The 25,623-nt window shown below is 71.6% G+C and carries 28 protein-coding genes; 12 read left to right on the forward strand and 16 right to left on the reverse strand.

Annotated elements, in window-relative coordinates; translation table 11 throughout:
- Nucleotides 1-5 precede the first annotated feature (5 nt).
- The 5 genes from ACIPJY_RS06085 to ACIPJY_RS06105 form a co-directional block, all read right to left on the reverse strand.
- On the reverse strand, nt 6-437 hold the full coding sequence (locus tag ACIPJY_RS06085; protein WP_400463704.1) for a Fur family transcriptional regulator: 432 nt from the start codon (nt 435-437) through the stop codon (nt 6-8).
- Entirely contained in the window at nt 434-1,351 is a 918-nt protein-coding gene (locus ACIPJY_RS06090) for a metal ABC transporter permease (protein ID WP_400463707.1), read from the reverse strand. Before ACIPJY_RS06090 ends, ACIPJY_RS06085 begins: the two co-directional genes overlap by 4 nt.
- A complete protein-coding gene (locus ACIPJY_RS06095) occupies nt 1,351-2,229 on the reverse strand; it encodes a metal ABC transporter ATP-binding protein (protein ID WP_400463710.1) in 879 nt (292 codons plus the stop codon). The genes ACIPJY_RS06090 and ACIPJY_RS06095 overlap by 1 nt, the downstream gene beginning before the upstream one ends.
- The gene (locus tag ACIPJY_RS06100; protein WP_400463713.1) at nt 2,226-3,134 is read right to left on the reverse strand and encodes a metal ABC transporter solute-binding protein, Zn/Mn family; all 909 of its coding nucleotides are present in this window, start codon (nt 3,132-3,134) and stop codon (nt 2,226-2,228) included. The genes ACIPJY_RS06095 and ACIPJY_RS06100 overlap by 4 nt, the downstream gene beginning before the upstream one ends.
- Before the next feature lie 128 nt (nt 3,135-3,262).
- Complete coding sequence (locus tag ACIPJY_RS06105) at nt 3,263-4,528, reverse strand: PTS transporter subunit EIIC (RefSeq protein ID WP_400463716.1); 1,266 nt, start codon at nt 4,526-4,528, stop codon at nt 3,263-3,265.
- A 178-nt stretch (nt 4,529-4,706) separates the two neighbouring features.
- Between ACIPJY_RS06105 and ACIPJY_RS06110 the strand changes: the two genes are divergently transcribed.
- On the forward strand, nt 4,707-4,943 hold the full coding sequence (locus ACIPJY_RS06110) for a PTS transporter subunit EIIB (protein WP_144761695.1): 237 nt from the start codon (nt 4,707-4,709) through the stop codon (nt 4,941-4,943).
- The gene (locus ACIPJY_RS06115) at nt 4,940-5,392 is read left to right on the forward strand and encodes a PTS glucose transporter subunit IIA (protein ID WP_400463720.1); all 453 of its coding nucleotides are present in this window, start codon (nt 4,940-4,942) and stop codon (nt 5,390-5,392) included. The genes ACIPJY_RS06110 and ACIPJY_RS06115 overlap by 4 nt, the downstream gene beginning before the upstream one ends.
- A 114-nt stretch (nt 5,393-5,506) precedes the next feature.
- Here ACIPJY_RS06115 and ACIPJY_RS06120 read toward each other — a convergent pair whose 3' ends face one another.
- Nucleotides 5,507-6,241, reverse strand: a complete 735-nt coding sequence (locus ACIPJY_RS06120) for a GntR family transcriptional regulator (protein ID WP_400463723.1) — start codon at nt 6,239-6,241, stop codon at nt 5,507-5,509.
- A 168-nt stretch (nt 6,242-6,409) separates the two neighbouring features.
- Between ACIPJY_RS06120 and ACIPJY_RS06125 the strand changes: the two genes are divergently transcribed.
- Entirely contained in the window at nt 6,410-6,574 is a 165-nt protein-coding gene (locus ACIPJY_RS06125) for a hypothetical protein (RefSeq protein ID WP_400463725.1), read from the forward strand.
- Between the two features lie 32 nt (nt 6,575-6,606).
- On the opposite strand, the gene ACIPJY_RS06130 is transcribed toward ACIPJY_RS06125, so the two are convergent.
- The 5 genes from ACIPJY_RS06130 to ACIPJY_RS06150 all read right to left on the reverse strand — a co-directional run bounded on the left by ACIPJY_RS06130 (nt 6,607) and on the right by ACIPJY_RS06150 (nt 12,313).
- A complete protein-coding gene (locus ACIPJY_RS06130; RefSeq protein ID WP_400463728.1) occupies nt 6,607-7,182 on the reverse strand; it encodes a GNAT family N-acetyltransferase in 576 nt (191 codons plus the stop codon).
- A gap of 206 nt (nt 7,183-7,388) precedes the next feature.
- Entirely contained in the window at nt 7,389-8,969 is a 1,581-nt protein-coding gene (locus tag ACIPJY_RS06135) for a dihydrolipoamide acetyltransferase family protein (RefSeq protein ID WP_400463730.1), read from the reverse strand.
- Nucleotides 8,970-9,027: 58 nt separating this feature from the next.
- Complete coding sequence (locus ACIPJY_RS06140; protein WP_123654750.1) at nt 9,028-9,987, reverse strand: alpha-ketoacid dehydrogenase subunit beta; 960 nt, start codon at nt 9,985-9,987, stop codon at nt 9,028-9,030.
- Nucleotides 9,988-10,073: 86 nt separating this feature from the next.
- A complete protein-coding gene (locus ACIPJY_RS06145) occupies nt 10,074-11,210 on the reverse strand; it encodes a thiamine pyrophosphate-dependent enzyme (RefSeq protein ID WP_400463733.1) in 1,137 nt (378 codons plus the stop codon).
- 5 nt (nt 11,211-11,215) lie between these two features.
- Nucleotides 11,216-12,313 (reverse strand): histidinol-phosphate transaminase, encoded by a 1,098-nt coding sequence (locus tag ACIPJY_RS06150; RefSeq protein ID WP_400463736.1) that lies wholly within the window; start codon nt 12,311-12,313, stop codon nt 11,216-11,218.
- 50 nt (nt 12,314-12,363) lie between these two features.
- On the opposite strand from ACIPJY_RS06150, the gene ACIPJY_RS06155 reads away from it, so the two are divergent.
- The 6 genes from ACIPJY_RS06155 to ACIPJY_RS06180 all read left to right on the forward strand — a co-directional run bounded on the left by ACIPJY_RS06155 (nt 12,364) and on the right by ACIPJY_RS06180 (nt 17,998).
- Nucleotides 12,364-12,762 carry a phage holin family protein gene (locus ACIPJY_RS06155; RefSeq protein WP_400463739.1) on the forward strand — a complete coding sequence of 133 codons (399 nt, stop codon included), beginning with the start codon at nt 12,364-12,366 and terminating at the stop codon, nt 12,760-12,762.
- 58 nt (nt 12,763-12,820) lie between these two features.
- Nucleotides 12,821-13,339 carry a low molecular weight protein-tyrosine-phosphatase gene (locus tag ACIPJY_RS06160; RefSeq protein ID WP_400463742.1) on the forward strand — a complete coding sequence of 173 codons (519 nt, stop codon included), beginning with the start codon at nt 12,821-12,823 and terminating at the stop codon, nt 13,337-13,339.
- The gene (purB, locus tag ACIPJY_RS06165; protein ID WP_400463745.1) at nt 13,336-14,721 is read left to right on the forward strand and encodes an adenylosuccinate lyase; all 1,386 of its coding nucleotides are present in this window, start codon (nt 13,336-13,338) and stop codon (nt 14,719-14,721) included. The genes ACIPJY_RS06160 and purB overlap by 4 nt, the downstream gene beginning before the upstream one ends.
- An 85-nt stretch (nt 14,722-14,806) precedes the next feature.
- Nucleotides 14,807-15,979, forward strand: coding sequence for a hypothetical protein (locus ACIPJY_RS06170; protein ID WP_400463748.1), 1,173 nt, complete (start codon nt 14,807-14,809; stop codon nt 15,977-15,979).
- A 4-nt stretch (nt 15,980-15,983) separates the two neighbouring features.
- Nucleotides 15,984-16,814 carry a L,D-transpeptidase family protein gene (locus ACIPJY_RS06175; RefSeq protein ID WP_400463750.1) on the forward strand — a complete coding sequence of 277 codons (831 nt, stop codon included), beginning with the start codon at nt 15,984-15,986 and terminating at the stop codon, nt 16,812-16,814.
- A gap of 152 nt (nt 16,815-16,966) precedes the next feature.
- Complete coding sequence (locus tag ACIPJY_RS06180; RefSeq protein ID WP_400463753.1) at nt 16,967-17,998, forward strand: hypothetical protein; 1,032 nt, start codon at nt 16,967-16,969, stop codon at nt 17,996-17,998.
- Between the two features lie 140 nt (nt 17,999-18,138).
- Here ACIPJY_RS06180 and ACIPJY_RS06185 read toward each other — a convergent pair whose 3' ends face one another.
- Nucleotides 18,139-19,053, reverse strand: coding sequence for a LysR family transcriptional regulator (locus ACIPJY_RS06185; RefSeq protein ID WP_400463756.1), 915 nt, complete (start codon nt 19,051-19,053; stop codon nt 18,139-18,141).
- Nucleotides 19,054-19,124: 71 nt separating this feature from the next.
- Between ACIPJY_RS06185 and ACIPJY_RS06190 the strand changes: the two genes are divergently transcribed.
- On the forward strand, nt 19,125-20,153 hold the full coding sequence (locus ACIPJY_RS06190) for an EamA family transporter (protein ID WP_400463758.1): 1,029 nt from the start codon (nt 19,125-19,127) through the stop codon (nt 20,151-20,153).
- On the opposite strand, the gene ACIPJY_RS06195 is transcribed toward ACIPJY_RS06190, so the two are convergent.
- Together ACIPJY_RS06195 and ACIPJY_RS06200 are read right to left on the reverse strand one after the other, a co-directional pair.
- Nucleotides 20,122-21,099: an epimerase gene (locus ACIPJY_RS06195; protein ID WP_400463761.1), complete on the reverse strand. Its 978-nt coding sequence runs from the start codon at nt 21,097-21,099 to the stop codon at nt 20,122-20,124. The genes ACIPJY_RS06190 and ACIPJY_RS06195 overlap by 32 nt on opposite strands.
- A 1-nt stretch (nt 21,100) precedes the next feature.
- Nucleotides 21,101-21,769, reverse strand: a complete 669-nt coding sequence (locus tag ACIPJY_RS06200; RefSeq protein ID WP_400463763.1) for a DUF4166 domain-containing protein — start codon at nt 21,767-21,769, stop codon at nt 21,101-21,103.
- A gap of 47 nt (nt 21,770-21,816) precedes the next feature.
- On the opposite strand from ACIPJY_RS06200, the gene ACIPJY_RS06205 reads away from it, so the two are divergent.
- Nucleotides 21,817-22,731, forward strand: coding sequence for a cation diffusion facilitator family transporter (locus ACIPJY_RS06205; protein ID WP_400463766.1), 915 nt, complete (start codon nt 21,817-21,819; stop codon nt 22,729-22,731).
- Between the two features lie 15 nt (nt 22,732-22,746).
- On the opposite strand, the gene ACIPJY_RS06210 is transcribed toward ACIPJY_RS06205, so the two are convergent.
- Together ACIPJY_RS06210 and ACIPJY_RS06215 are read right to left on the reverse strand one after the other, a co-directional pair.
- A complete protein-coding gene (locus ACIPJY_RS06210; protein WP_400463768.1) occupies nt 22,747-23,346 on the reverse strand; it encodes a hypothetical protein in 600 nt (199 codons plus the stop codon).
- A gap of 31 nt (nt 23,347-23,377) precedes the next feature.
- Nucleotides 23,378-24,661 (reverse strand): MFS transporter, encoded by a 1,284-nt coding sequence (locus ACIPJY_RS06215; RefSeq protein WP_400463771.1) that lies wholly within the window; start codon nt 24,659-24,661, stop codon nt 23,378-23,380.
- 81 nt (nt 24,662-24,742) lie between these two features.
- On the opposite strand from ACIPJY_RS06215, the gene ACIPJY_RS06220 reads away from it, so the two are divergent.
- Entirely contained in the window at nt 24,743-25,618 is an 876-nt protein-coding gene (locus ACIPJY_RS06220) for a LysR family transcriptional regulator (RefSeq protein WP_400463774.1), read from the forward strand.
- The last annotated feature ends 5 nt before the right edge of the window (nt 25,619-25,623 follow it).

The raw sequence follows: 25,623 nt of genomic DNA on the forward strand, positions 1-25,623 counted from the left end.
GGACTCTACGCGTCGGCCCGTGCGGCCGTGCAGTCGGCGCACTCGCCGAAGATGTCGACGACGTGGCTGGCGTTGGTGAACCCGTGCTCCGCGGCGACCTGCTGCGCCCAGCGCTCCACCGGGTCGGCCTGGATCTCGACGGTGCGACCGCAGTTCCGGCAGATCAGGTGGTGGTGGTGCTTGTCGGTCGTGCACGCCCGGTAGAGCGACTCGCCGTCCTGCTGGAGGGAGTCGGCGTCGCCCTCCGTCGCGAGGTCCGACAGGGCGCGGTAGACCGTCGCGAGGCCGATGGTGGAGCCACCCTCGCGCAGGTGGGCGTGCAGTGCCTGGGCGCTGACGAAGCCCTCGGTGCCGTCGAGGGCACCACGGACGGCCTCTCGCTGCCAGGTGTTGCGCTTGGGCTTCGAGGCCGCGGCGTGCTTCTCCGGTGCGGTCATGCTGCTGTGGCTCCTGCCTGCTGCCGTTCGGACGTGCCGGTCGTGACGTGCTGGTCACGGACCGCGACCCGGTCCCGGCCGCGTCGTTCCTTCCGTGCTCCGACGATCCGGCAGACCACCCAGATCGCGAAGGAGATCGTCGTGACGTACGGGCTGATCGGCAGCCCGCCACCGAGTGCGAGCAGGATGCCACCGACCACGGACACCACCGCGAAGACCATCGACAGCACCGGGACCAGCACGGGGTGCACCGTCAGGCGGAGTGCGGCGGCGGCAGGGGTCACGAGCAGGGAGAGCACCAGCAGGGCGCCGACGATCTGCACGGACACGGCGGTGGCCAGCCCGAGCGCGAGCATGAAGACGAGCGCCAGGGTCCGCACCGGGACGCCGGCGGCAGCGGCCACGTCCGGGTCGACCGAGGCGAACATCAGCGGCCGCCAGATCACGACGAGCGTGACGACGACGATCGCGCTGATCACGACGAGGAACGTCAGCTGGGGGTTGTCCACCGAGACGATCTGGCCCGTGAGCAGCCCGAACTTGTTCGCCGCGCGGCCCTTGTAGAGCGCGAGGCAGAGGATCCCGAGGCCGAGCCCGAACGGCATCAGCACGGCGATGATCGAGTTGCGGTCCCGTGCGCGGGAGCCGAGCAGCCCGATGAGGAGCGCGGCGATCACGGACCCGACGAGCGAGCCCGTGACGACGTTCACCCCGAGGAGCAGCGAGGCGCTCGCACCGGCGAAGGACAGCTCACTGATGCCGTGCACCGCGAAGGGCATGTTCCGGGCGACGACGAACGGACCGATCAGCCCGCCGACGATGCCGAGCACCGCGCCCGCGAAGATCGAGTTCTGCACGAGTGCGACGAGCTCGCCGTAGTCCTGGAACGAGAAGATCGTCGACCAGACGTCCATCAGATGCGCCCTTCGTCCGGCGTGGTCACGTGCGGGTCGACCTCGCCGTGGTGGTGCTCGTGGGCCTCGTTCGCGCCGACGATGACGATCCGGCCCATCGTGCGGACCACGTCGACGGGCGTGCCGTACAGGTCGCTCAGCACGTCGGCACGGAGCACCTCGTCCGGGGACCCGATCCGGAAGCGACCACCCGCGATGTAGAGGACGCGGTCGACGACGTCGAGGATCGGGTTCACGTCGTGGGTGACGAACAGCACCGCGGCGTCCCGCTGCCGGCGCTGGCGGTCGATGAGCTCGGTCACGCCCCGCTGGTGCCGGAGGTCGAGGGAGATGAGCGGCTCGTCGCAGAGGAGCAGCGACGGGTCCGCGGCGATGGCCTGCCCGACGCGGGTGCGCTGCTGCTCGCCACCGGAGAGCTCGGCGACCGGGGCGTTCGCGAACGCGGTGGCGCCGACCTCGTCGATGATGCGGTCGATGCGCTCCCGTTCGGCCTTCCGCTCGGGACGGACACCCCACCGGTGGCCGGTGACGCCCTGCGCGATCATGTCCCGGGCGCGGAGCGGCGTGCCGGACTCCATCAGGCGTTGCTGCGGGATGTACCCGATCCGGCGGTGCCCGCGGCGGATCGGCTGCCCCAGGAACGACATCGTGCCGCTCGTCAGGCGCTGCTGGCCGAGCACGGTCTTCAGCAGGCTGGTCTTGCCCGCCCCGTTCGGGCCGAGCACGGCGAGGAACTCGCCGGGCCGGACGTCGAGGTCCAGGCCGTCCCAGAGCTTCCGCTCGCCGTACGACAGGCCCGCGTCGCGGAGTGCGAGCACGGCCGGACCGCCACCGCCAGGGGCGGTGGCGGTCCGGGTCGGTTCCTGGACGGTGGTCACTTCGCCAGTGCCGCCGACACCGCGTCGATGTTCGCCTGCTGCCACGAGACGTAATTCTTCCCCTTCGGGAGCGTCTCGGTGACACCCACCACCGGTACGCCGTTGTCCTCGGCCGCCTTCTTGACCTGTTCGGTCTCCGGGCTCGACGTCTGGGTGTTGTACGCCAGCAGCTTCGCCGTGCCGCCGGTGTAGAGCTTGAGCGTGTCGTTGAGCGCGGCCGGCGGGACGTCGTCGCCCTCTTCGATCGCCTCGGAGAAGTCCTCGGGGGTCACGTTGTCGAGCCCGATCGCGTCGAACAGGTACCCCGGCACCGGCTCGGTGTACGTGACCTTCACTCCGTCGTACTGCTTCTTGAGCGCGGCGGTCTGCGACTCGAGGTCCTCGAGCTTCGTCGTCAGCGCGTCGGCGTTCTCCTGGAAGGTCGCCTTGTCGGCGCTGTCGAGGGCGCCGAGTCGCTTCGACACGTCGGCGACGAGCTGCACCATCGTCGGGTAGCTGTAGAACACGTGCTCGTTGAACTCGGCGTCGCCGCCCTTGTCCAGACCGGACAGCTTCACCACGTTGATGGTGTCGGCCTTCGTGCTCGACGAGTCCGCGAGCGTCGTCATGAAGTCGTCGTAGCCGCCGCCGTTCTCGATGAGCAGGTCGGCCTTCGACACGGCGAGCTGCGTCTTCGCGCTGGACTCGAACGAGTGCGGGTCCTGCGACGGGTCGTTCAGGATGCTCGTCACGTCGACGTGGTCGCCGCCGATCGTCTCGACGAGGGAGCCGTACACGTTCGTCGAGGCGACGACCTTGATCGTGCCGTCACTGTCGTTCGTGGACGCTGAGGAGGTCGCGCAGCCGGTCAGGGCGAGCGCGGCGGCACCCGCGATGAGCGGGAGGGCGATGAGGCGGTTGTGCATGTCCTCGACGGTAGTCGTTGTTGATAACGATTGTCAAAACCGGTATCAGTCCGACGGATGGTGCGGACAGACGGACGGGAGGCACGGTGCCAGCTGGCACCGTGCCTCCCGTCCGTCACGTGGTCGCGTCAGGCCTTGGTGGCCGCCTCGATCGTGTTCTCCGCGATCGTGTCCTCCTCACGACCGGGCGTGCGCAGGTTCCACTTCCTGATCACCCAGCCGAACAGGAAGTAGTAGATCGCCGCGTAGCCGAGGCCGATCGGGATGAGCCAGATCGCCCCGTCCGCCTTGCCGAAGTTCAGCACGAAGTCGATCGCACCAGCCGAGAAGGAGAACCCGTCGTGGATGCCCAGCGCGTTCACGAGGGCGAGTGAGGTGCCCGTGAGCACCGCGTGGATGACGTAGAGCGGGAACGCCACGAACATGAACGAGTACTCGAGCGGCTCGGTGATGCCCGTCACGAACGAGGTGAGCGCCGCGGAGAGCATGATGCCGCCGACGAGCTTGCGGTTCTGCGGCTTGGCGTTGCGCCAGATCGCGAGCGCGCCGGCCGGCAGCGCGAACATCATGATCGGGAAGAAGCCGGTCTGGAAGATGCCGGCGGTCGGGTCGCCCGCGAGGAAGCGCGCGATGTCACCGTGGTAGGTCACACCATCGGTGGTGAAGCTGCCGAGCTGGAACCACGGGAAGAAGTTGAGCAGCTGGTGCAGGCCGATCGGGATGAGCATGCGGTTGACGAACCCGAAGATGCCACCACCGATGACGGCGTTGTCCGCGACGGCCTGGCCGGCTGCGGTCAGCGCGATGTCGAAGTAGCGGTACACGAAGGACATGAGCACGGCGATGATCAGACCGGCGACGGCGGTCAGGATCGGCACGAGGCGCCGACCGGAGAAGAACCCGAGGAAGTCGGGCATCTTCGTGCGGTGGAACTTCTGCCAGAGCCACGCCGAGACGAGACCCATCACGATGCCGCCGAGGACACCGAAGTTGATCGTCGCCTGGTCACCGTTGGCGTCCTTCACCCCGGCGAGCACGATCGGCGACATCGCCGCGAAGACCTGGTACATGACCATGTAGCCGACGACCGCGGCGAGCGCCGTCGTGCCGTCGGACTTCTTCGCCCAGCCGATCGCGATGCCGACCGCGAAGAGGAGCGGCAGCCAGGTGAACACACCGTTGCCGGCGGCCGCGATGATCGTGGCGCCCTTCTCGAAGCCGGGGATGGCGCCGAGCATGTCGGACTGGCCGAGTCGGAGCAGGATGCCCGCGGCGGGCATGACCGCGATGGGGAGCAGCAGGCTCCGGCCGAGCCGCTGGGCGTTGGCGAAGAGCCGGCTCTGCTTCTTCGGCGTCTTCTTCTCCGGCACATCCGTGGCAGCAGTCGTGCTCATCGGAGTTCCTCTCGTCATTGGGTGGAGCTTGTCGGGGTGAGTTGAGTCGTCCAGCCAGCGCAGGTAACCTCGGCGGTATCGCCAGGTCCGGTCCTGTCCGGTCATGACCAGTACGTAGTGTCGATGACCGCGCACGGCATGTCAACCTGGACGCGCACCCGCAACGAGGAGGAAACAGATGGCCGACATCAAGGCTGCCGACATCATCGCCGCGCTCGGCGGTGCCGACAACATCGAAGAGGTCGAGGGCTGCATCACGCGGCTCCGCGTCGAGGTGGAGGACGGTGACCTCGTCGACAAGGGCGCGCTCCAGGCCGCCGGCGCGCAGGCCGTCGTCGGTGGGGGCACCGGCTGGCAGGTCATCGTCGGACCGATCGCCGACAACCTCGCGCAGGACATCCAGGACGAGCTGTGACGGCGGTCCTCACCCCGTTCGCGGGCCCGGTCGTCGCGCTCGCCGACGTCCCGGACCCGGTGTTCGCCGGGCAGCTCGTGGGTGCGGGCGTCGCCGTGGACCCCACCGCCTCGACGGAGTCGATCACCGCGGTGGCGCCGGTCGACGGCACCATCGTGAAGCTGCACCCGCACGCGTTCGCGCTGCAGGGTTCGGCGGGCACGGACGTCCTGGTGCACGTCGGCATCGACACCGTGAAGATGGCGGGCGAGGGCTTCGAGCTGCTCGCCGCCGAGGGTGACGCCGTCGCCGCCGGGGACCCGGTCGTCCGGTTCACGCCGGCGACGATCCTCGCGGCGGGCTACTCCCCCGTGTGCCCCGTCGTCGTGCTCGGGTCCGCGCCGGACTCGATCGCGCAGGGCACGGTCGGCACCACGGTCGCCGCCGGGGACACCCTCTTCGAGGTCTGACGCGCTCGGCCCTCGACGGCCCGCCAGGAGCGACACCCCGCGGCCGTCCGCGCAACGCAGACGGCAGCGGGGTGTCGCTCGTTGCGCGCGCATCGAGCGCACGCGACGGCAGCGCTACGCGACCGCCTTCGTCGCCGTGACCTCCATCTGCACGCGGTAGCGGTCCGACCGGTACCAGCTGCGCGTGTGCTCCACGGGGCGGTCCCCCGCGTAGGACACCCGGTCGAACTCGAGGACGGGCGCACCCGTCTTCGTGCCGAGCAGGGTCGCGACGTCGTCGGCCGCGGGGTTCGCCGCCACGGTCTGCTGCGCGCGGTCGATGGGGGTGCCGTACTCCGACGCGATGATGGAGTACACCGAGCCGGACAGGTCGTGGTCCAGGAGCCCGGGGAACGCGTCCGCGACGAGCCAGGCGTCGTCGATGGACACCGGTGCGCCGTCGGCCATCCGGAGACGCTTCACGTGGAAGGCCGTCACGTCGGGGTCGAGCCGGAGCGCTGCGGCGGTGTCGGACGGCGGCACGCGCTCTTCACGCACCAGCACGACCGTCGTCGGGACGTGCCCCATCGCCCGCATCTCCTCGGTGAAGGACGCCAGGTGCAGCGTGGACTGCACCGGACGGTGCGCGACGAACGTGCCCTTGCCGCGGACGCGCTCGAGGTAGCCCTCGTTCACGAGTTGCCCGAGTGCCTCCCGCACGGTGATCCGGGAGACGCCGTACTCGGCGATGAGCTGGCGTTCGGACGGGATCGCGGACCCGGGAGCCAGGCGGACGGTGGCGAGCTCGAGGAGGATGCGTCGGAGCTGCTGGTGCTTGGGCTCGGCTCCCTCGGTGATGCGGGTCGTCATCGGTTCCTCGTGCTCCGTCGCTCTGGGATGGCGTGGTTCGTCCGCTGGTCATGGGCGGACATGACCAGTGCCCATCACACTAGCGAGTCGCACTCGTGACGTCGATGTCTGTGACGCTTCATCCCTGCGGCCGATGCGTGCCGCGCCGCATCCGACTGGGATGGGGGCATGACCTCGATCCGACTCGCGACGATGGGTGTCGTCGTGCTCGTGGCAACCCTGCTGCTGACGTTCGCGACGGCCGACGTGTGCTGGGTCGCTGCGATCCCGCTGCTGCTCAGCGTGCCCGTCGCCGGTGTCCTCGCCGCGATGGTCAGGGCACGACGGCGTTGACCGCACCGCCACGAGCGGCGGCGCGTCGTCGGTCAGGCGTTGGCGACGAGCCAGTCGTGCTGCTCGGTGGTGAGCGCGCGGTCTGCCCAGACCTGGCGCTCGACACCGTCGGGCGTCGCTGCCGCGGTCGTGCCCTGCCAGACGAGCGACAGGCCGACCCGGGCGAGCACGGCGGCGGAGGCAGGGTTGTTCGTGAGCACGCGACCCGTGACCGGCACGGTCGGCGCGACGTCGTGCGCGGCGGCGACTGCGGCCCGTGCGGTCTCGGTCGCGTAGCCGTTGCCCCACGCACTCGGTGCCAGACGGTACCCGAGGTTCCACACCCCGCCGGCGGTCATGTCGACGCCGCCGATGCCGATGAGCTCCGGAGCACCGGCGACCCGGATCGCCCAGGAGCCGAGGCCGTGCCGGACCCGGCCGCCGATCTTGCGCTGCACGAGGTCCTGCGTCTCCGAGCGGTCGGTGTGCCGGCCGGCGGGCAGGTGCGTCCACGTGCGCGCGTCGGAGAACAGGGCGTGCGCGGCGTCGATGTCGGCGGGCGTGACGGGGGTGAGCACCAGGCGACCCGTTCGGATCTCCTGCGGCGGCATCAGGAGCTGGTGGACCATGCACCGATCATGCCGCCGACCACCGACATCCGCGTGAACACCACGCGACATCCGGGCGGATCCGTTCGCCCCGCGGGCGCCGTTCTCCCCGCGAGACACCGCTCGGACGCCGAGACGCCGCCGAATCCGGGGGCGTCTCGAGCACACGGCGGCGCCGAGCGGACACGGCGGCGCCACCCGGCACAGCGGCGCCGGCCGAGGCGCGGCTAGTCGAGCAGGAGCGCCGGCTCCTCGAGCACCGAGGCCACGTCGTGCACGAACCGCGACGCCACGTCGCCGTCCACCACGCGGTGGTCGAACGAGGCGCCGATGGTCGTCACCATGCGCGACCGGACCTCGCCGTCGACGACCCACGGCTTCGGCTTGATCGTGCCCATCGCGACGATCGCGACCTGCCCCGGGTTGAGGATCGGCGTCCCGGTGTCCATGCCGAACACACCGATGTTCGTCACGGTGATCGTGCCGTCGGCCATCTCGGCGGGGCTGGTCTTGCCGTCACGCGCGGTCAGGGTCATCTGCTCGAGGGCCTTCGCCAGCTCGAACAGCGACATGTCCTGCGCGTCCTTGATGTTCGGCACGATGAGGCCGCGCGGGGTGGCCGCCGCGATCCCGAGGTTCACGAAGTGGTGCACGATGATCTCGCGGTCGGTCCACGACGAGTTGACCGACCGGTTCCGGCGGACGGCCCAGATCACGGCCTTCGCCATGATCAGCAGCGGCGACACCTTCACACCGGCGAACGTCGGCGAGGCCTTGAGCCGCTTGACGAACTCCATCGTGCGGGTCGCGTCGACGTCGACGAAGAGCGAGACGTGCGGCGCCGTGAACGCCGAAGTGGTCATCGCGGTCGCGATCGCCTTGCGGACGCCCTTGACCGGGATGGTCTCCTGGCGGACGTCGCCCCACTCGGGCGTCTCGATGTTGCGGAAGACGGTGGCCTGCGTGGCGTGCCGGATGACGTCGTCACGGGTGACCTCGCCGGCCAGGCCCGTCGCGACGACGGTGGTCAGGTCGACACCGAGGTCCTTCGCGAGCTTCCGGATCGGCGGCTTCGCGATCACCGGCAGGGCGAGCGAGGCTGGGACGGTCGAGGGGCGCGCGGGGCGCTTCCCCTGTTCGGCGACGGCGTCGGCGGTGCTCGCCTCGCCGTCGTCGGTGACCATGTCGAGGTCGGCCTCCCGACTGGAGGCCCGGCTCGCCTCCGCCGCGGCGGCTGCGGCCCGGCGGGCACCCGGCTTCCGGCGCGAGGGTGCACTCGTCGCGGAGCCGTACCCGACCAGGACCGCCCCGGAGGACTCGTCGGTGCCGATGACGGAGACGCCCTCGGCCGCGGGAAGCGACGCGGGGACCTCGGCCGGTGCGGGGGCCGATGCCGGGGCCACGGCAGCCGGGGCCACGTGCTTCGGGGCGACGGCGGGCGGGACCGGCGTCGCGGACGCGACCGGCGGGGCGGGCTGGACCGGGGCGGTGGAGGTGACGTCAGGCGAGACCGGAGCGGCGTCGGCGACGGGAGCCGGGCCTCCCGGCTGTGCTGAGGCGACGTGCGCATCGGACTCGACCCGGATGATGGGCTTGCCGACCTCGACCGTGTCGCCCTCGGACACGAGGAGCCCGGTGACCTTGCCGGCGAACGGCGACGGCAGTTCGACCAGCGACTTGGCGGTCTCGATCTCGACGAGGACCTGGTCGACGGTGATGTCGTCACCGATCGCGACGCGCCACTGGACGATCTCGGCCTCGGTGAGGCCCTCACCCACGTCGGGGAGGGGGAATTCGGCGACGGCCACGTCGGCTCCTTCGGCGGTTCGGTCGGTCTGTGGTGGGGGTGGTCCTGGTGGACCGTGGTCAGTAGGCGAGGGCGCGGTCGACGGCCTCGAGGACGCGGTCGGCGTCCGGCAGGTGCAGGTGTTCGAGCTTCGAGACCGGGAACGGGATGTCGAACCCGGAGACCCGCAGGGGCGGTGCCTGCAGCGTGTAGAAGGACTTCTCGGCGACGGTCGCGGCGATCTCGCTGCCGACGCTCACGAAGCCGGAGGCCTCTTGTGCGATGACCAGGCGGCCGGTCTTCCGGACCGATGCGAGCAGCGGCTCCCAGTCGATCGGCGAGATCGAACGGAGGTCGACGACCTCGCACGACGTGCCCTCGGACTCGGCGAGCTCGGCGGCCTGCATGAGCGTGGCGACCATCGCGCCGTGGCCGACGAGGGTGACCTCGGTGCCGGTGCGCGCGACGCGGGTGGTGTGCATCGGGACGTGCCCGTCGACCAGGTCGACCTGCCCCTTCGGCCAGTACCGCGACTTCGGCTCCATGAAGATCACGGGGTCCTTCGACGCGATCGCCTCTTGGATCATCCAGTAGGCGTCGTTCGGGGTGCTCGGGCTGACCACGCGCAGGCCCGGGGTGTGCGCGAAGTACGTCTCCGGGCTCTCCTGGTGGTGCTCGACGGCGCCGATGTGCCCGCCGTACGGGATGCGGATGACGATCGGCAGCGACATGTGCTCGGGCAGGCGGTTCGCCATCTTCGCGAGCTGCGAGGTGATCTGGTCGAAGCCGGGCCAGACGAACCCGTCGAACTGGATCTCGACGACCGGGCGGTAGCCGCGCAGGGCCAGGCCGATCGCGGTGCCGATGATGCCCGACTCGGCGAGCGGGGTGTCCATCACGCGGGTGTCGCCGAAGCGTTCCTGCAGGCCCTCGGTGATGCGGAAGACCCCGCCGAGACGGCCGATGTCCTCGCCCATCAGCAGGACCTTGTCGTCCGACTCCATCGCGGCGGCGAGGCCGGCGTTCAGGGCCTTCGCCATCGGCAGGGTGGGGGTGGGGTCGGTCGGGACCTGCCCGGCGCCCGGGTGGGAGCGCAGGGTGTAGTCGAAGAGCTGCTCGGTGGTGCTCATGCGTCGGCAGCTCCGTCCTGGTCGGCCTCGTAGTTCGCGAGCCACTGCTTCTGCTCGTCGATCCGGGGGTGCGGTTCGCGGTAGACGTTGTCGAACATCAGGTCCATCGGCGGGGCGACGAGCTGCGGCGTCCGGGTGCGGATGTCCGCGGCCACGGCCTCTCCCTCTTCCTCGAACTCGGCGAGCTGGGCGTCGGTGACACCGCGGCTGCGGAGGTAGCCCTCAGATCGGGCGATCGGGTCGCGCTCCACCCAGCTGGCGAGTTCGTCGTCGCCGCGGTACCGGGTGGGGTCGTCGGAAGAGGTGTGCGCGCCGATGCGGTACGTCTCGGCCTCCACGAACGCGGGGCCCTGGCCGGAGCGCGCGTGGTCGGTCGCCACGACGCTCGCCGTGTACGACGCCAGGATGTCGTTGCCGTCGATGCGGATGCTCGGGATCCCGAAGCCGCGCGGGCGGTCGACGAGCGGGGTCGGCGACTGAACGGACACCGGGACCGAGATCGCCCAGTGGTTGTTCTGCAGGAAGAAGACGACGGGCGCCTTGTAGGACGCGGCGAAGACGTACGCCTCGTTCACGTCGCCCTGGCTGGTCGCACCGTCGCCGAAGTACACGATCGAGCAGGCGTCGCGGTCCGGGTCACCGGTCCCGACGTCGCCGTCGAGGCGCATGCCCATCGCGTACCCGGTGGCGTGCAATGTCTGCGACCCGATGACGAGCGTGGAGATGTGGGTGTTGCCGCGCTCGTCCGGGTCCCAGCCGCCGTGCGTCAGCCCGCGGTACAGGCTGATGATCTCCATCGGCTCGACGCCGCGGGTCATGGTGACGGCGTGCTCGCGGTACGACGGGAACACGTGGTCCTGCGGGCGGAGCGCGAACACGGAACCCACCTGCGCGGCTTCCTGTCCGTGGCTCGGCACCCAGAGCCCGAGCTGGCCGGTGCGCTGCAGGTTGTGCGCCGCGTGGTCGAACCGACGCGTGATCACCATCCTGCGGTGCATCGCGAGCAGGGTCTCGTCGGGGATCGCCCGCGCGGCGGCGGCGAACTCGGCGTTCTCGTCGGTCTCCACGAACCGGCCCTCGGAGTCGAGGAGCCGGATCATGGTCGTCGCGGGAGCCGCGGCGTGGAAGGACATGCGGGTCAGCGTATCGGCCGGGCGTCAGCGGTCGTTGTGAGTCCCCCGACAAGCGAACGCGCGGTTTCGAGGAGCTTCTCGACAGCCTCGTGCTCGCCGATCGAGATGCGGATCCCCTCTGGTGCGAAGGCCCGGACGATGATGCCGGCGCGCTCGAACGCCTCGGCCGCCGCCGCGGTGTGCTCCCCGGTCGGCAGCCACACGAAGTTGCCCTGCGCGTCCGGGACGGCCCAGCCCTGGCCGCGGAGCTCGGCGACGATGCGGTCACGGAGTGCAGCGAGCTCGGCGACGCGGGCGAGCAGTTCGCTCTCGCGCTCGAGGCTGGCGAGCGCTGCGGCCTGTCCCTGCGCCGTGACGCTGAGCGGGATGGCGCAGGCGCGGACGGCGTCCAGGACGTATGCCGGTCCGAGCGCGTACCCGACGCGGAGGCCGGCCAGGCCGTACGCCTTCGAGAACGTCCGGAGCACGACGAGGTTCGGGTACCGCTCGAGGAGCGCGGCCCCGCGGACCGCGTCGACGTCGGTGACGAACTCGGCGTAGGCCTCGTCGAGGACCACGAGGACGGTGCTCGGCACCGTCGCCATGAAGGCGTCGAACTCGGCGCCGGTGACGATCGGCCCGGTCGGGTTGTTCGGGGTGCAGACGATCACCATGCGGGTGCGCTCGGTGACCGCGGCGGACATCGCGTCGAGGTCGTGACCGCCGTCGGCGCGGTTCGGGACCTGGACGCTCGTCGCACCGGCGACGGTGACGACGCCGGGGTAGGCCTCGAAGGAGCGCCAGGCGTAGACGATCTCGTCGCCGGGGCCGGAGGTGGCCTTCGCGAGCTCGTGCAGGATCGCGACGCTGCCGGGGGCCACGTGGACCTCGTCCACCGTGAGTCCGAACCGGTTCGCGAGCACGGCGCGCACCGCGAGGGCGGTGGCGTCGGGGTAGCGGTTGTACGCGGTCTGCGCCTGCACGGCCTCGATCACGCCGGGCAGCGGCGGGAACGGGTTCTCGTTGCTGGACAGCTTGAACGCGGACGCCTCCGCCTGCCGGCCCTGCTTGTAGGCGGGGAGGACCGCTATCTCGGGCCGGATGTGCACGGGCTGCTCAGTCACGGTGCAAGCGTATCCGCACGCCGCCCGGGCCCGACGGGCATCATGGGGGCATGCGATTCCTCGTCCGCCTCGTCATCAACGCCGTCGCGCTGTGGCTCACCACGCTCATCGTCAGCGGCGTCTCCGTCACGGCCTTCGGGGACGGCGGCACCGTCGCGACCGTCCTCACCTACCTGCTCGTCGCCTTCGTCTTCGGGCTCGTGAACGCCGTCATCGGCACGCTCATCCGGATCGTGGCGTTCCCGATCTACATCCTGACGCTCGGGCTCATCTCGCTCGTCGTGAACGCGATCCTGCTGCTCATCGTCGCCGGGATCTCCTCTGCCATCGGCTTCGGCCTGGACGTGGCGTCCTTCGGCTGGGGCATCGTCGGCGCACTCGTGCTCGCCGTCTTCGCGTGGCTGATCGGGCTGGTGGCCCGGCCCGTGCTGAACCGCCCGCGCGCGTGAGGCGGGGCGTGCACGCACCGGGCAGCGGTGCGGCGCGTCGATGCGTCATGATGTGGAGATGACCACGGACGTCGGCGCCCCGTCGCCCTTCCGCGTGTCGTTCGTCTGCAGCGGCAACATCTGCCGCTCCCCGATGGCGGAGATCGTCTTCCAGCGCATGGTCGACGACGCCGGGATGACCGACCGCTTCCAGGTGCAGTCCGCCGGCACCGGCGACTGGCACGTCGGCGAACCCGCGGACGAGCGCACGATCGCAGCACTCGCGGCGCGCGGATACGATGGCAGCAGGCATCGCGCCCGACAGTTCGACCCGGACCGGTTCCCGGACCTCGACCTGGTGGTCGCACTCGACCGCTCCCACGAACGCATCCTGCGATCGTGGGCACCCACGATGGACGACGCCGCCAAGGTGACGCTCCTGCTGCGGTACGACGACGCCTGGCCAGAGCAGGCCGACGTGCCGGACCCGTACTACGCGGACCGCCACGAGTTCGACCGGGTCCTCAGCACGGTCGAACGGGCCTGCCGAGCACTCTTCCACCAGATCGAACCGGCCGTCCGCCAGGGAGCACCATGACCCCCCTTCCCCCGCAGCCGATCAGCCCCCTCGACGGGCGGTACTACCCGGTCGTGCACACGGTGGGCGAGCACCTCTCCGAGGCCGGCCTGAACCGTGCCCGCATCACCGTCGAGGTGGAGTGGCTGATCTTCCTGACCGACCACGCGATGTTCACCACGTCGCCGCTGAGCGTTGACGACAAGGCCGCCCTCCGCGCCATCGTCACGGACTTCGGCCAGGCGCAGATCGCCGAACTCGCGGAGATCGAGGCGACGACCCGTCACGACGTCAAGGCCGTCGAGTACTTCGTCCGCCGCCGGCTGTCCGAGCTCGGGCTCGACGCCATCGCCGAGCTGACACACTTCGCCGCCACCAGCGAGGACATCAACAACCTCTCGTACGCGCTCACCATCAAGGACGCGACCGAGCACGTCTGGCTGCCCGCGTTCACGGCGGTCGTCGCCCGGCTGCGCGAGGTCGCGACCGAGCTCCGCGCCGTCCCGATGCTCTCCCACACGCACGGTCAGCCCGCGACGCCGACCACGCTCGGCAAGGAGCTCGCGGTGGTCGTGTACCGCCTGGAGCGCGTGCTCGCCCAGATCGAGGGCAGCGAGTACCTCGGCAAGTTCTCCGGCGCGACGGGCACCTTCTCGGCGCACCTCGCCGCCGACCCCGAGGCCGACTGGCCCACGCTGTCGCGGGAGTTCGTCGAGGGCCTCGGCCTGACGTGGAACCCGCTCACGACGCAGATCGAGTCGCACGACTGGCAGGCCGAGCTGTACGACCGGGTCCGGCACGCGAACCGGATCCTGCACAACCTGGCGACCGACGTGTGGACCTACATCTCGATGGGGTACTTCACGCAGATCCCGGTGGCCGGTGCCACGGGGTCGTCGACGATGCCGCACAAGATCAACCCCATCCGGTTCGAGAACGCCGAGGCGAACCTCGAGATCTCGACGGCGCTGTTCTCCACCCTGTCCGAGACCCTCGTCACGAGCCGGCTGCAGCGCGACCTCACCGACTCCACCACGCAGCGCAACGTCGGGGTCGCGTTCGGGCACTCCCTGCTCGCGCTCGACAACCTGCGTCGCGGCCTCGGCGAGATCGCGGTGAACGTCGAGCGCCTCGCCGAGGACCTCGACGGCAACTGGGAGGTGCTCGCCGAGGCCATCCAGACGGTCATCCGCGCCGAGGTCACCGCCGGGCAGTCCGACATCGAGGACCCCTACGCGATGCTCAAGGAGCTCACGCGCGGCAAGCGCATCGGGCAGCAGGACCTCGTCGCGTTCGTGAACGGCCTGGACATCTCGGACGGCGCGAAGGCACGACTGACGAACCTCACACCGGCGACCTACACCGGCCTGGCGGACGAGCTGGTCGACCACCTCGACGTCTGACGCTGCTAGGTTCGTTGCACTGAGCACCACTCAGGAGCGGGGACGCAGGGTCCCCTGCGCCCACACTCGAATGGATCCAGCCCCCGTGCTTCGTTCCCGCATCGCCGCGGCCGCCGTCGGCGCAACCGTCCTGGGGCTCTCCGCAGCCCTCGTCCCGTCGGTCTCCTCCGCTGCTCCGGCGGCCACCGTCCCGGCTGCGAGCAGCACCGTGCTGTGGACCGACAGCGCTGCGGACTTCGCCGCCCTGCCCGCGACCGCGACCGCGGACGCGCTCGGGAACCGCTGGTACGGCGCCGCTTACACGGCGTTCAACGGGAACGGCACGGTCACCACCGCACCCGTGGACGCTGCGGGGACGTTCGGACCCGACGGGTTCACCCTCGACCAGCAGGCGCCGGTCGCCCTGGCGCACGGCTTCGACACGCCGCTGCAGCCGGCCGCCCTGCCCGCCGCCCTGCGCGACGCGCACGTCGACGCCACCGGGAACACCAACTTCGCCGTCTTCGTGCAGTACCCGGGTTCCGACGAGGCACTCGCGCGCTTCGCGCAGTCCGACGTCCCCTCCGGTCTCGACGGGGTCGACACGCTCTGGGGCCCGGACGGCACGGAGAACACCACGGCGGACTTCGTCGCGCAGCTCGAGCAGCAGGGGGCGACCGTCGTCGGCTACGGCGAGTACCTCGGGCTGTCGATCGAGGGCAGCACCGCCGGGCAGGAGTCGGTGGCCCCGACCGACGAGTCCACCCCGACCGACGAGTCCACGCCGTCCGACGACGCCGCGGACCAGTTCTCCACGCTGGCAGCGCCCGCCGCCGAGGACGCGGCCGCCGCCCCCGCAGCGGTCGCCGCCGCCCCGGCCAGCATCGCGAGCATCACGTTCGCGGACACCACGACCTACCTCACGCCGCAGCCGACGGCAGCGCTGTCCCTGGGCAGCGCGTCGGTGAGCGTCACGCGGGCGACCACCACCGGCGTCGCCGTCTCGGGGACCGGCTTCGCCCCCGGCGAGACCGTCTCCGTGGGCATCGGCGCCGGGAACTCCGCCGACGAGGTCCCCGGGGTCACGTTCGTCGCCGACGCCACCGGGACGGTCACCGGCACCGTGGTGCTCCCCGCCGACCTCGCCGTCCCGGGCTCCCAGCGCCTGGTGCTCCTCGGCCAGTCGTCCGCGCAGCGCGCCGCCGCGGACCTGACCATCACCGCGGACCTCGCGACCGTCGCGGTGGCGGTCCCCGCGAAGGCCACGTTCACCGGCTGACCCGATGCCGTTCCTGCCGACCGATCCCCGGCGCCGCGTGGCGGTGATCGCCGGCGTCCTCGCCGCCGTCTGCGCCGGGGGCGTCGTCGCCCTCGGCCTGAGCACACGGTCCCCGGCGCCGACACCGTCGCCGACGATGACCGTCGCCGCCGGCACGCTCTCGCCGGAGTCGACCCCGACGCCCGCGCCGGCCACCAGCACGCCGACCGCGACCCCGGCGGGGCCGACCGACGCGGTGGACGCCCCGGCGTCGACCACGGTCGCGGCCGCGTCGGGGAGCAGCGTCCCGGTGAGCGCGACTCCCGGCGGGGCGGTGACCACGACGCTGCCGAACCCGCAGTCGTCGGGCGCGCCGCTCGTCTTCCGCGTGGTCGACCAGCAGGACGGGTGGGTGCGGGTCCAACTCGCCCAGCGCCCGAACGGCAGCACCGGGTGGGTGCCGACGAGCGCGGTGAAGCTGTCGACGACGCCGTACGCCATCGTCGTCACCGAGGCGTCCAACACCCTCGACCTGTACAAGGGCGGCTCGGTCCTGCACAGCTACTCCGTGGCGACCGGGACGGGCGGGACGCCGACCCCCACCGGCCGGTTCGCGCTGACCGAACTCGTCGCGCCGACGAACGGCGGCTACGGGCCGTACGCGTACGGCACGACGGCGTTCTCGAACGTGCTCAACTCGTTCGGCGGCGGACCGGGGCAGATCGGTCTGCACGGCACCAACGACTCGTCCAGCATCGGCACGGGGGCGTCCCACGGGTGCGTCCGGATGCACAACGCCGACATCACCGCGCTCGCGAAGCTGCTGCCCCTCGGCACCCCGTTCCAGGTGCGCTGAGGACGAGTTCCGGGTCTTCTCTTTGAGGATCCCACGAATTCGTATAGGTTCAGCTGTGGAAGCATCTTCGGGGGAGTCGCTCGCAGCACCACCCTGACGAGCCGTCCGTCGACCCGAACCAGGGCCGACCTCCCACCACGATCGGATCTGCAGTGAAGCGCTCCCGCATCATCACCGTCGTCGCGGCCTCCGCCGTCGTCGTCGGTTCCTCCCTCGTCGGGGCCGGCATGGCCACCGCCGCCCCCGTCTCCGTCGGCGCGCAGTGGGTGAACTCCACCGCCGACCTCGGCCAGGAGACCTCCGCCGGCTACCCCGCCACCGGCTGGTTCACGGGCGACACCGCTCCGGCGACCTCCGGCGTCCCGGCGTTCTCCCCGTCCGGTGTCACGCTGACCGGCCCGACGCAGCTCCTCACGGCCACGAGCGAGCCCGGTGTCGACCTGCAGGAGCTCGTCACCTCGGCGGACTTCGTGTCGACCGGCTCGGTCGACTTCCAGATCCCGATGTTCCTCAACACCGGCGGCGCCGCGGGCGCGGACACGAACTTCACCACGCTCCGCCCCGCGGACTTCGGTGACGGCGACTTCGTCGACGGCAACGGCCGCTGGCTCAGCTCCGCACCCGTCGGCACCATACCGGCGAACACCGCTGCGAACCTCGCCGACTTCGACGCGCAGATCACCGCGACCTCGCCGAACGCCGAGATCATCGGCTACGGGTTCATCACCCCGGCGGCCGCCACCACCACCGGCACCGTGCAGGCGGTCCAGTTCGGCGGCACGACGACGTACTTCACCCCGGACCCCGAGGGCACGTACCAGCCGACGTCGGGCACCGTGACCGAGGTCACGACCGACGGCATCCACGTCATCGGCTCGGGCTACTTCCCCGGCGAGACCATCGCCGTCGGCTTCGTGCCGGAGGGATCGCAGACCGGCGGCCCGATCGACGGCCTGACGCTCACGGCTGACGCGGACGGCTCGTTCGACGAGCAGATCGTCATCCCCGCCGCCGTCGTGACCGGCCCGGGTACCTACACCCTCGCCCTCGTCGGCGAGACCTCGGGCATCGTGCTCTCCGAGGCCTTCGTGGTCACGGCGGACCCGACCGAGGCACCCACGCCGGTCATCCCGGTCGCGCCGGTCCCGACGGCGGTCCCCGCCGCGGTCACCTTCGCGGGCTGATCCACAGCACTTCCTTCCCACAACGGGCGCGCTGGAAAGGCGGAACGCGCGTGGGCAGTCGGAACTTCCGACCGCCTACGCGCGTTTCGTGTTCCTTCAGGGCCGGGGCGCCGGCGCCGGCGGCGCCGCCGGCGCGGGCCTCAGGTGGTGAGGTCCAGGGCGGTGGCGACCAGGGCCTCCAGCACCGTGCGGACCACGGGGCGGACCATGCGGTCGGGGCGGACCAGTGCCTCGATCCGCCGCCCCGCGCGGACGTCGGCCAGCTCCGCCATGCGGAAGCGGCCGGGCGCCCGCGTGCCCGAGGTGTAGCGCGGGACCAGCGCGACCCCGTGTCCCGCGGCGACCAGGTTCTCGATCACCGGCAGGTGGATCGTCCGGAACGCGACCTGTGGCGGTGCGTTCGTCGCAGCCGCCATCGCGGTGAGCACCCGGTCGATCGGGTAGCCCTCCGGTACGCCGATCCAGGTCTCGTCGACGACCTCGTCGATCCGGACGCGCTCGTGTCCGGCCAGCCGGTGCCCCTCGGGCAGGGCGACGTCGAGCGGCTCCCGGAGCAACGGCACCGTCGTCAGGGCCGCGCGGTCGGGAGCCGGGGCACCGTCCGGCCGGTGCCCGACGACGACGTCGTGGTCGGCCGCGAGCGGGGCGAACTCGTCCTCGCTCACGTCGACGTCGGAGAGCACGAGCTCGATGCCGGGGTGCTCACGCATCCGGGTGAGCAGGCCGGGCAGCAGCAGCTCCGCCGCGGACGGGAAGATCGCCAGGTCGACCGTGCCGGACGCGCCGCCGAGGTGCTCCTGCCACGCGGCGTCCACGGTCGCGATCGCCGTCGCCACCCCGGTGGCCAGGCCCGCCAGCACCCGGCCGTCGTCGGTCAACCGGACCCCGCGTCCGACGCGCTCCACGAGCGGGACGCCGACCTGGCGCTGCAGGGTCTGGAGCTGCTGCGACACCGCGCTCGGCGTCCGGTGGGTGGCGGCCGCGACGGCCGAGACCGACCCGCGTTCCTCGAGCTCCCGGAGGACGGGCAACAGCGCGATGTCGAAGGCGACCATGCAGGGACCCTACATCGTGGCTGTCAGAACGTTCGCTGGTCCTACCGCTTCTGCTGCGCCACGATCGGAGGGTGCTGCTCCGTGATCGTCTCCTCGCCGTGGTCGTCGCCGTCGTCTGGGGTCTGAACTTCCCCGCGACGGCGCTCGCACTGGAGCACTTCCCGCCGTTCCTGCTCGCCGCGCTGCGGTTCACGCTGCTCGCGGTCCCCACGCTGCTGTTCGTGCCGCGCCCGAAGATGCCGTTCGGGCGACTGCTGCTCGTCGGGTTCGGGCTCGGGGTGCTGCAGTTCGCGTTCCTCTACCTGAGCATGGCGTCCGGGATGCCGTCCGGGCTGGCCTCGCTCGTACTGCAAGCCTCGGCGCCGTTCACCGTCGTGCTCGCGGGGGTGTTCCTCCGCGAGCGCCTGACCGGGCGGCAGGTCGCGGGGGTCACGATCGCGGTGTGCGCCCTCGCGGCGATCGCCGTGCACCGGTCCCAGACCGCCGCGCTGCTGCCCGTCGTGCTCGCGCTGTGCGGGGCACTCGGCTGGGCGATCGGCAACGTCGCCACCCGGCGTGCGGGGCCGGTGAACCCGCTGCACCTGACCCTGTGGTGGTCGGTGGTCCCACCGATCCCGATGGCCGTGCTGTCGTTCCTGGTGGAGGGGCCGGCACGGATGGGGCACGCGCTCGGGACGGCGTTCACCGTCGAGGCGCTGCCCGCCGACCTCGGGCTGCTCTACATCGTCCTGGTGGCGTCGCTCGTCGGGTACGGCATCTGGTCACGGCTGCTCGGCACCTACCCGTCGAGCACGGTCGCGCCGTTCTCGATGCTCGTCCCCGTGGTCGGGGTCCTGGCGTCGTGGGTGGCGTTCGGCGAGGTGCCGGACCTGGTCGAGGTCCTCGCCGGGGCCGTCGTCGTGGGCGGGGTGCTGTGGGCGTCGCGGACGCCGCGGGCGCTGCCGGTGCCCGCGGCGCCGGACGTGCCGGTGCGCACGAGCCCCAGCACGAGCACGAGCACCAGCACCCGCACCCGCACCGGCATCAGCACCAGCACCAGCACCAGCACCAGCCCGGACGTGCCGGTGCTCAGCCCCGGTGCTGGCGACGCTCCGCGATGATGCTCGCGAGCGCCCCGCGGAGCAGCGGGTACCGGAACTCGTAGCCGGCCTCGACCAGCCGCGTCGGGACGACCCACCGGCTCTTCAGCACGAGTTCCGTCTCCGAGCGGATCGCGAACGTCCCGATCTCGAGCATCCACCGCGATGTCGGCAGCCCGAACCGCCGCCCCACCGAGTCCCGGATCGTCGCCATCACCGTGCGGTTGTCGGACGGGTTCGGGCTGGAGACGTTCACCGGGCCGTCGATGTCCTCGTGGTCCCGGACGAAGCGGATCGCACCGAGGACGTCTGCGATGTGCACCCAGCTGAACTTCTGGCGCCCGCGGGTGTGCCGGTCGTGGTGGTACGTGCCCGCCGCGAGGCGCCCGGGCGTCGGGAACCAGGGGCCGTCGACCTGCGCCCCGCCGAGGCCGGCCTGCGCCAGGCGGAGCAGCGGCAGGAGCACGCTGCCGTCGCCGAACACGATCGCCATCCGGAGTGCGACACGACGGGTGCCGGGCAGGTCCGCGCCGAAGAAGGCGTCCTCCCACGCACTGGCGACCCCCACCGAGAAGCCCTCGCCGAGCTCGCCGGTGGCCTCGTCCTGCGGGCGGTCGTCGGCGTGCCGGTAGATCGTCGCGGTGGACGCGTTCAGCCACAGCGGTGGCGGGTGCTCCGACGTGCGGATCGCCTCGGCCAGTTCCAGCGTGGTGTCGACCCGCGAGCGGATGATCTCGGCACGGTTGCGTCGGCCGTAGCGGCAGTTGACGCTCTTGCCCGCCATGTTCACCACGATCGCGGCGCCGTCCACGAGCTCGCGGATGCGCAGGGTGTTGCCCCACACCGCGTCCCCGCTGCGGCCGATCGTGACGACGTCGTAGCCCTCGTCGCGGAAGGCGTCCTGCAGGTACCGCCCCACGAACCCGCTCGCCCCCGCGATCACCGCGCGGCCTCTCTGGTCGCTCATCTCATCCCCGTTCTGGTCCCGGCGCGATCTCGTACCGGAACGCCCCCTCGTACCGGTACAGCGTGCCGACGATCGGCGCGGTGAGCACCAGGGACACGCGCTGCAGGTCGGCTTCGTCATCGAATCGTTCCACGAGCGTCACACGCGGGGCGATGCGGGCCGGGAGGCTCCACTCGCGTCCCAGCGCGTGGAACGACACCCGCGTGGAGACCAGACGCAGGGCGCCGGCGTCCGGACCGGTCGCGGGGACCGCGACGTCGAGCAGGGCGCTGACGCGCCCGTGGCGACCGAGGTGGTCGACGAGCCCGTCCGGCTCCGCCGTGATGGCGTCCACCATCGTGCGGTCACCGGTGCGGAAGTGGAAGGTGCGGTGCGCGCGGACGGCGACCCGGGCCTCCTGTCCGGTGCCTGCCCCGCGGCCGACGCGGGCCGGGCGGTTCTCGACCGTGAACGGGACGTCCCGCTCCCAGACCGGGAACATCACGGCGTCACGGGCGAAGACCGCCAGGACGGGCCAGAGCCACCGCCGTGGCGTCCCGACCACGGCGAAGACGCCGTCGCCGCGGCCGACGTGCCCCGGCGGGATCGCGCCGAAGTACGCGCGGAGCCTCGGGTGCAGGCGGTCGACGACGTCGGGCGTGGTGCTCAGTTCGTACGGCGACCGGGTCACGGTCCGATCCTGGCACGTCGTCGGTCCGGCTCCGTACGATTGCCCGCATGGGACACGACCACGGACACGCGCACGGCGGTGCGAACGAGCGCGCCCTGTGGGTGGCGTTCGGCATCTCCGCGACGATCCTGCTGGCCGAGGTCGTCGGCGCCGTCGTGACCGGGTCCCTGGCGCTCCTCGTGGACGCCGGGCACATGGTCGTCGACACGGGCGGCATCGGGATCGGCCTCGTCGCCACCCGGCTCGCACGACGCTCCCCCACCTCGCAGCGCACCTGGGGGTTCCAGCGGGCCGAGGTCCTCGGGGCCACCGCGCAGGCGGCGATCCTGCTCGCCGTCGGCGTCTACGTCATCATCTCCGCGATCCAGCGGCTCTTCGTCCCCGCCGAGATCCACTCCGGGCCGCTCCTGGTCTTCGGCGTGATCGGGCTCGTCGGCAACCTCGTCGCCTACGCGGTGCTGCTCCGGGCCTCCGGCGAGAACTTCACGTCCCGGGCCGCTCGGCTCGAGGTCCTCAACGACACCCTCGGCTCCGTCGCGGTCATCGCCGCGGCGGTCGTGCTCGCGCTCACCGGCTGGGAGCGCGCGGACTCGGTCGCCGCGCTCGTCATCGGCGGGCTGATCCTGCCGCGGGCGATCCGGCTGCTGCGCGAGACCGCCAACGTCCTGCTCGAGGCCACGCCGCCCGGGCTCGACCTCGAGGACGTCCGCGGCCACATCCTCGAGCTCGACCACGTGATCGCGGTGCACGACCTGCACGCGACGCTCGTCGCGACCGGGGTGCCGAACCTCACCGCACACGTGGTGGTGGACGACCACTGCTTCACCTCGGCGCACGCGCCGGCCATCCTCGACGAACTGCAGCAGTGCGTCGCCGAGCACTTCGACGTGCCGGTCGAGCACTCCACCTTCCAGCTCGAACCGGCGTCGCACCGTCGGCACGAGCACGACGTCCACGCGTAGCGCTCGGCGCCGGCGTCAGCAGTCGTCGGAGCGCGTGGGGTACGCGGTGATCACACGGTCGGTCGTCTCGGACACGATGACCTTGACGAACCCGTCCGGCGCCGGGATCGACCCGTCGTCGAACCGCAGGGCCGCGGCGTAGCAGACCTTGCCGTCGCCGGCGTCCTTCGGGAACCCGTCCCGCGGCGCCGTGAGCACTGCCTGCACGGCGGTCAGCATCGCGTCGTCCCAGTCCCGGGAACCACCGCCGCCGAGCACGTCCTGCCAGTCGGCGGTGTGGCGCACCCGGATGTGCTCGTAGCCCTGGCTCGCGTTCCCGCACTGCAGCACCACGTCCCCGAGCGCGGCCGTGTCGTACCGCGCCACGTCCGCACGGCTGCTCGCGTCGCAGCGACGCAGGACGGCGTCGCCCGGCAGGTCCGCCCCCTGGCGGGCGATCACGACCACCCCGTCGGACGTCGCCTCGGCCGTCGGTGCCGTCGACGCCGAGGGGCCGGCGACCACCGGGTCGTCGCTCCCCTGCTGCGCGGTCAGCGCGAACCCGCCGACCACGAGGGCCGCCGCGATGACCGCGGCGACCCCGGTGACGACGGAACGGTTGCGTCGAGACGGCATGCGCCCAGTATGCCGGGAGGCCCGGCGAGCGTCAGGCGCGCGCGGCCAGTCGGGCTCCGGCGACGATCGCGAGCGCCGAGACGAGCACCACGTACCCGATCAGGACGGCGAGCGTCGGCAGCACCAGCAGGGCCGCGCCGACCGCGACGACCGGCACCGTCAGTCCCGCGTAGGCGATGAGGAACACCGCGGCGAGGACCCCGCCCCGCTGCGCGGGAGCGGCGAGCGCACCGGCGCTGCCGATGCTGGCACGGAAGAGCAGGCCGACCCCGGCACCGGCGACGACGCCACCGGCGATGAACCCGGCGACCTGCAGGACCACGGCCGCGGCCGCGAGGACCGCGAGGCCGCCGACCAGCAGCACGACGCCGAGACGGATCTGCGTGCGCTGCGCCAGGCGCGCGAACACCAGCTGCGAGACGGCGCTCGCGGCGAACACCCCGAAGGTCGTCGCCCCGGCCGCCAGACGGTCCGTGACGTGGAACGTCGTGCCGAGGAACGTCGGCGCGACCGAGGTGAAGAGCCCCTGCACCGCGAACGCGGCGAACGCCCCGGTACCGGCGGCCCAGAACGCCGCGGACTTCCCCGCTGGCGCCTGGACGCGCTGGGGGCGGTACACGACGCGCTCGACGGGACGGTCGACCGTCTCGGGGACGGCGAGGACCAGGACGAAGGCGACCACCAGTGCGACCACGAAGACCTCGTACGGCACCATGAGCGGCTTGCCGACGAACTCGGCGAGGGCGCCGCCGACCAGCGCGCCGAGGGACAGGCCGCCGAGGTTCACGACGCCGGCCGCCACGCTGGCACCCTTCGCGGAGGCCTCGTCCCCGGTCGCCCGGACACGGAGTTCGCCGAGGTGCGCGGTGGCCGTCGCGGTGAGCATGCCGATGCCGAGGCCGGTGACGAGCCGGGCGACGATGAGGCCGCTGACGTCGTTCCACACCAGGAACAGGATCGCGGCGACGATCTCGAGCGCGATGGAGACCAGGATGAGCGGCTTCCGCCCGTGCACGTCGCTGAGGTGTCCGGCGAGCCACAGGGACCCGACGACACCGACGCCGTACGCGGCGAACACCACGGTGGTCGTGAAGGTCGGGAACCCGTCCCGCGCCTGGTACAGCACGTAGAGCGGTGCCGGGACGGTCCCGAACGCCATCACCGCGGCGAACGCGAACGCGACGGACCAGAAGCCGAGCCCGTGCCGACGACGGGAGTGTGCTCGGCGCCCGCGCGGTGCGGCGGGCGTGGAGCCGGGAGCAGCGACGGGGGTCGCTGCGGTGGGCGTTCCGGCGGTCTCGATGACGGTTGACATGCTCTGAGGATCGCGCTTCGGGTCCATCGAGTCCAACGGATCTTCTTGATGTTCACCATCGATCAGGTCGATGATGAGTCCATGGAGACACGCCTGCTCGAACAGTTCGTCACCGTCGCCGCCGAGGGCAGTGTGACCCGGGCCGCCGAGCGCCTCTGGGCCGCGCAGTCGACGGTGTCCGCGGGGATCGCCAGCCTCGAGCGGACGTTCGGCGTTCGTCTGTTCGACCGCACCGGCCGGCACCTCGTGCTGACCGCCGTCGGCGAGGACCTGCTCCCGCACGCCCGCGCCGTGCTCGCGACCATCGACCGGATGCAGGACCTGGCGACGACGGACGACGCGGACCTGCGTGGACGGGTGCGGCTGGGCATCTTCACGAGCATGGACATCGTCGACCTGACCGGGGTCCTGCGGACGTTCAGCGACCGGCACCCGCTGGTCACCGTCGAGCTCCGGACGTCCCCGTCCGGCACCACCGGACTCGTGCAGGACCTGGCTGCCGGACGGCTCGACCTGGCGTACGCCGGGCTGCCGTCGCTCCCCGCCGGCATCGTCGTCGAGCCGCTGCGGGAGATGCCGTTCCGGGTCTTCCTCGCCGCCGACCACCCCCTGGCCGGACGGGCGTCACTGTCCCTGTCCGAGCTCGCGGACGAGTCCTTCATCGACACGGCACACGGGTTCGGCAACCGGATCATCCTCGACCAGGCGCTCGAGCGGCTCGGGATCCGCCGGCGCATCGTCGCGGAGATGAACGACATGCCCGCGGTTATCCGGTTCGCCACCGCCGGGCTCGGGGTCGGCGTGGTGCCGGACTCCGGTGTCGAGCACGACGGGGTCGCGATCGACCTGGTCGACGAGGTCACCCCGCTCCGCGTCGGTCTGGCCATGCGCGCCGACGTCGAGCCGAACCGCGCGGTCCGGGCGCTCGCGCGGGACATCGTGGCCGCCCGGCGCTGACCGGC

The sequence above is a fragment of the Curtobacterium sp. NPDC090223 genome (assembly GCF_044746585.1).
In the GTDB taxonomy this organism is placed as follows: Bacteria; Actinomycetota; Actinomycetes; order Actinomycetales; family Microbacteriaceae; genus Curtobacterium.

What these genes read in the sequence shown, in the direction of transcription:
- ACIPJY_RS06085 (WP_400463704.1), bottom strand. Translation starts at nt 437, where the DNA reads ATGACCGCACCGGAGAAGCACGCCGCGGCCTCGAAGCCCAAGCGCAAC.
- ACIPJY_RS06090 (WP_400463707.1), bottom strand. Translation starts at nt 1,351, where the DNA reads ATGGACGTCTGGTCGACGATCTTCTCGTTCCAGGACTACGGCGAGCTC.
- ACIPJY_RS06100 (WP_400463713.1), bottom strand. Translation starts at nt 3,134, where the DNA reads ATGCACAACCGCCTCATCGCCCTCCCGCTCATCGCGGGTGCCGCCGCG.
- ACIPJY_RS06105 (WP_400463716.1), bottom strand. Translation starts at nt 4,528, where the DNA reads ATGAGCACGACTGCTGCCACGGATGTGCCGGAGAAGAAGACGCCGAAG.
- ACIPJY_RS06110 (WP_144761695.1), top strand. Translation starts at nt 4,707, where the DNA reads ATGGCCGACATCAAGGCTGCCGACATCATCGCCGCGCTCGGCGGTGCC.
- ACIPJY_RS06120 (WP_400463723.1), bottom strand. Translation starts at nt 6,241, where the DNA reads ATGACGACCCGCATCACCGAGGGAGCCGAGCCCAAGCACCAGCAGCTC.
- ACIPJY_RS06125 (WP_400463725.1), top strand. Translation starts at nt 6,410, where the DNA reads ATGACCTCGATCCGACTCGCGACGATGGGTGTCGTCGTGCTCGTGGCA.
- ACIPJY_RS06130 (WP_400463728.1), bottom strand. Translation starts at nt 7,182, where the DNA reads ATGGTCCACCAGCTCCTGATGCCGCCGCAGGAGATCCGAACGGGTCGC.
- ACIPJY_RS06140 (WP_123654750.1), bottom strand. Translation starts at nt 9,987, where the DNA reads ATGGCGAAGGCCCTGAACGCCGGCCTCGCCGCCGCGATGGAGTCGGAC.
- ACIPJY_RS06145 (WP_400463733.1), bottom strand. Translation starts at nt 11,210, where the DNA reads ATGTCCTTCCACGCCGCGGCTCCCGCGACGACCATGATCCGGCTCCTC.
- ACIPJY_RS06155 (WP_400463739.1), top strand. Translation starts at nt 12,364, where the DNA reads ATGCGATTCCTCGTCCGCCTCGTCATCAACGCCGTCGCGCTGTGGCTC.
- ACIPJY_RS06160 (WP_400463742.1), top strand. Translation starts at nt 12,821, where the DNA reads ATGACCACGGACGTCGGCGCCCCGTCGCCCTTCCGCGTGTCGTTCGTC.
- purB (WP_400463745.1), top strand. Translation starts at nt 13,336, where the DNA reads ATGACCCCCCTTCCCCCGCAGCCGATCAGCCCCCTCGACGGGCGGTAC.
- ACIPJY_RS06175 (WP_400463750.1), top strand. Translation starts at nt 15,984, where the DNA reads ATGCCGTTCCTGCCGACCGATCCCCGGCGCCGCGTGGCGGTGATCGCC.
- ACIPJY_RS06185 (WP_400463756.1), bottom strand. Translation starts at nt 19,053, where the DNA reads ATGGTCGCCTTCGACATCGCGCTGTTGCCCGTCCTCCGGGAGCTCGAG.
- ACIPJY_RS06195 (WP_400463761.1), bottom strand. Translation starts at nt 21,099, where the DNA reads ATGAGCGACCAGAGAGGCCGCGCGGTGATCGCGGGGGCGAGCGGGTTC.
- ACIPJY_RS06205 (WP_400463766.1), top strand. Translation starts at nt 21,817, where the DNA reads ATGGGACACGACCACGGACACGCGCACGGCGGTGCGAACGAGCGCGCC.
- ACIPJY_RS06210 (WP_400463768.1), bottom strand. Translation starts at nt 23,346, where the DNA reads ATGCCGTCTCGACGCAACCGTTCCGTCGTCACCGGGGTCGCCGCGGTC.
- ACIPJY_RS06215 (WP_400463771.1), bottom strand. Translation starts at nt 24,661, where the DNA reads ATGTCAACCGTCATCGAGACCGCCGGAACGCCCACCGCAGCGACCCCC.
- ACIPJY_RS06220 (WP_400463774.1), top strand. Translation starts at nt 24,743, where the DNA reads ATGGAGACACGCCTGCTCGAACAGTTCGTCACCGTCGCCGCCGAGGGC.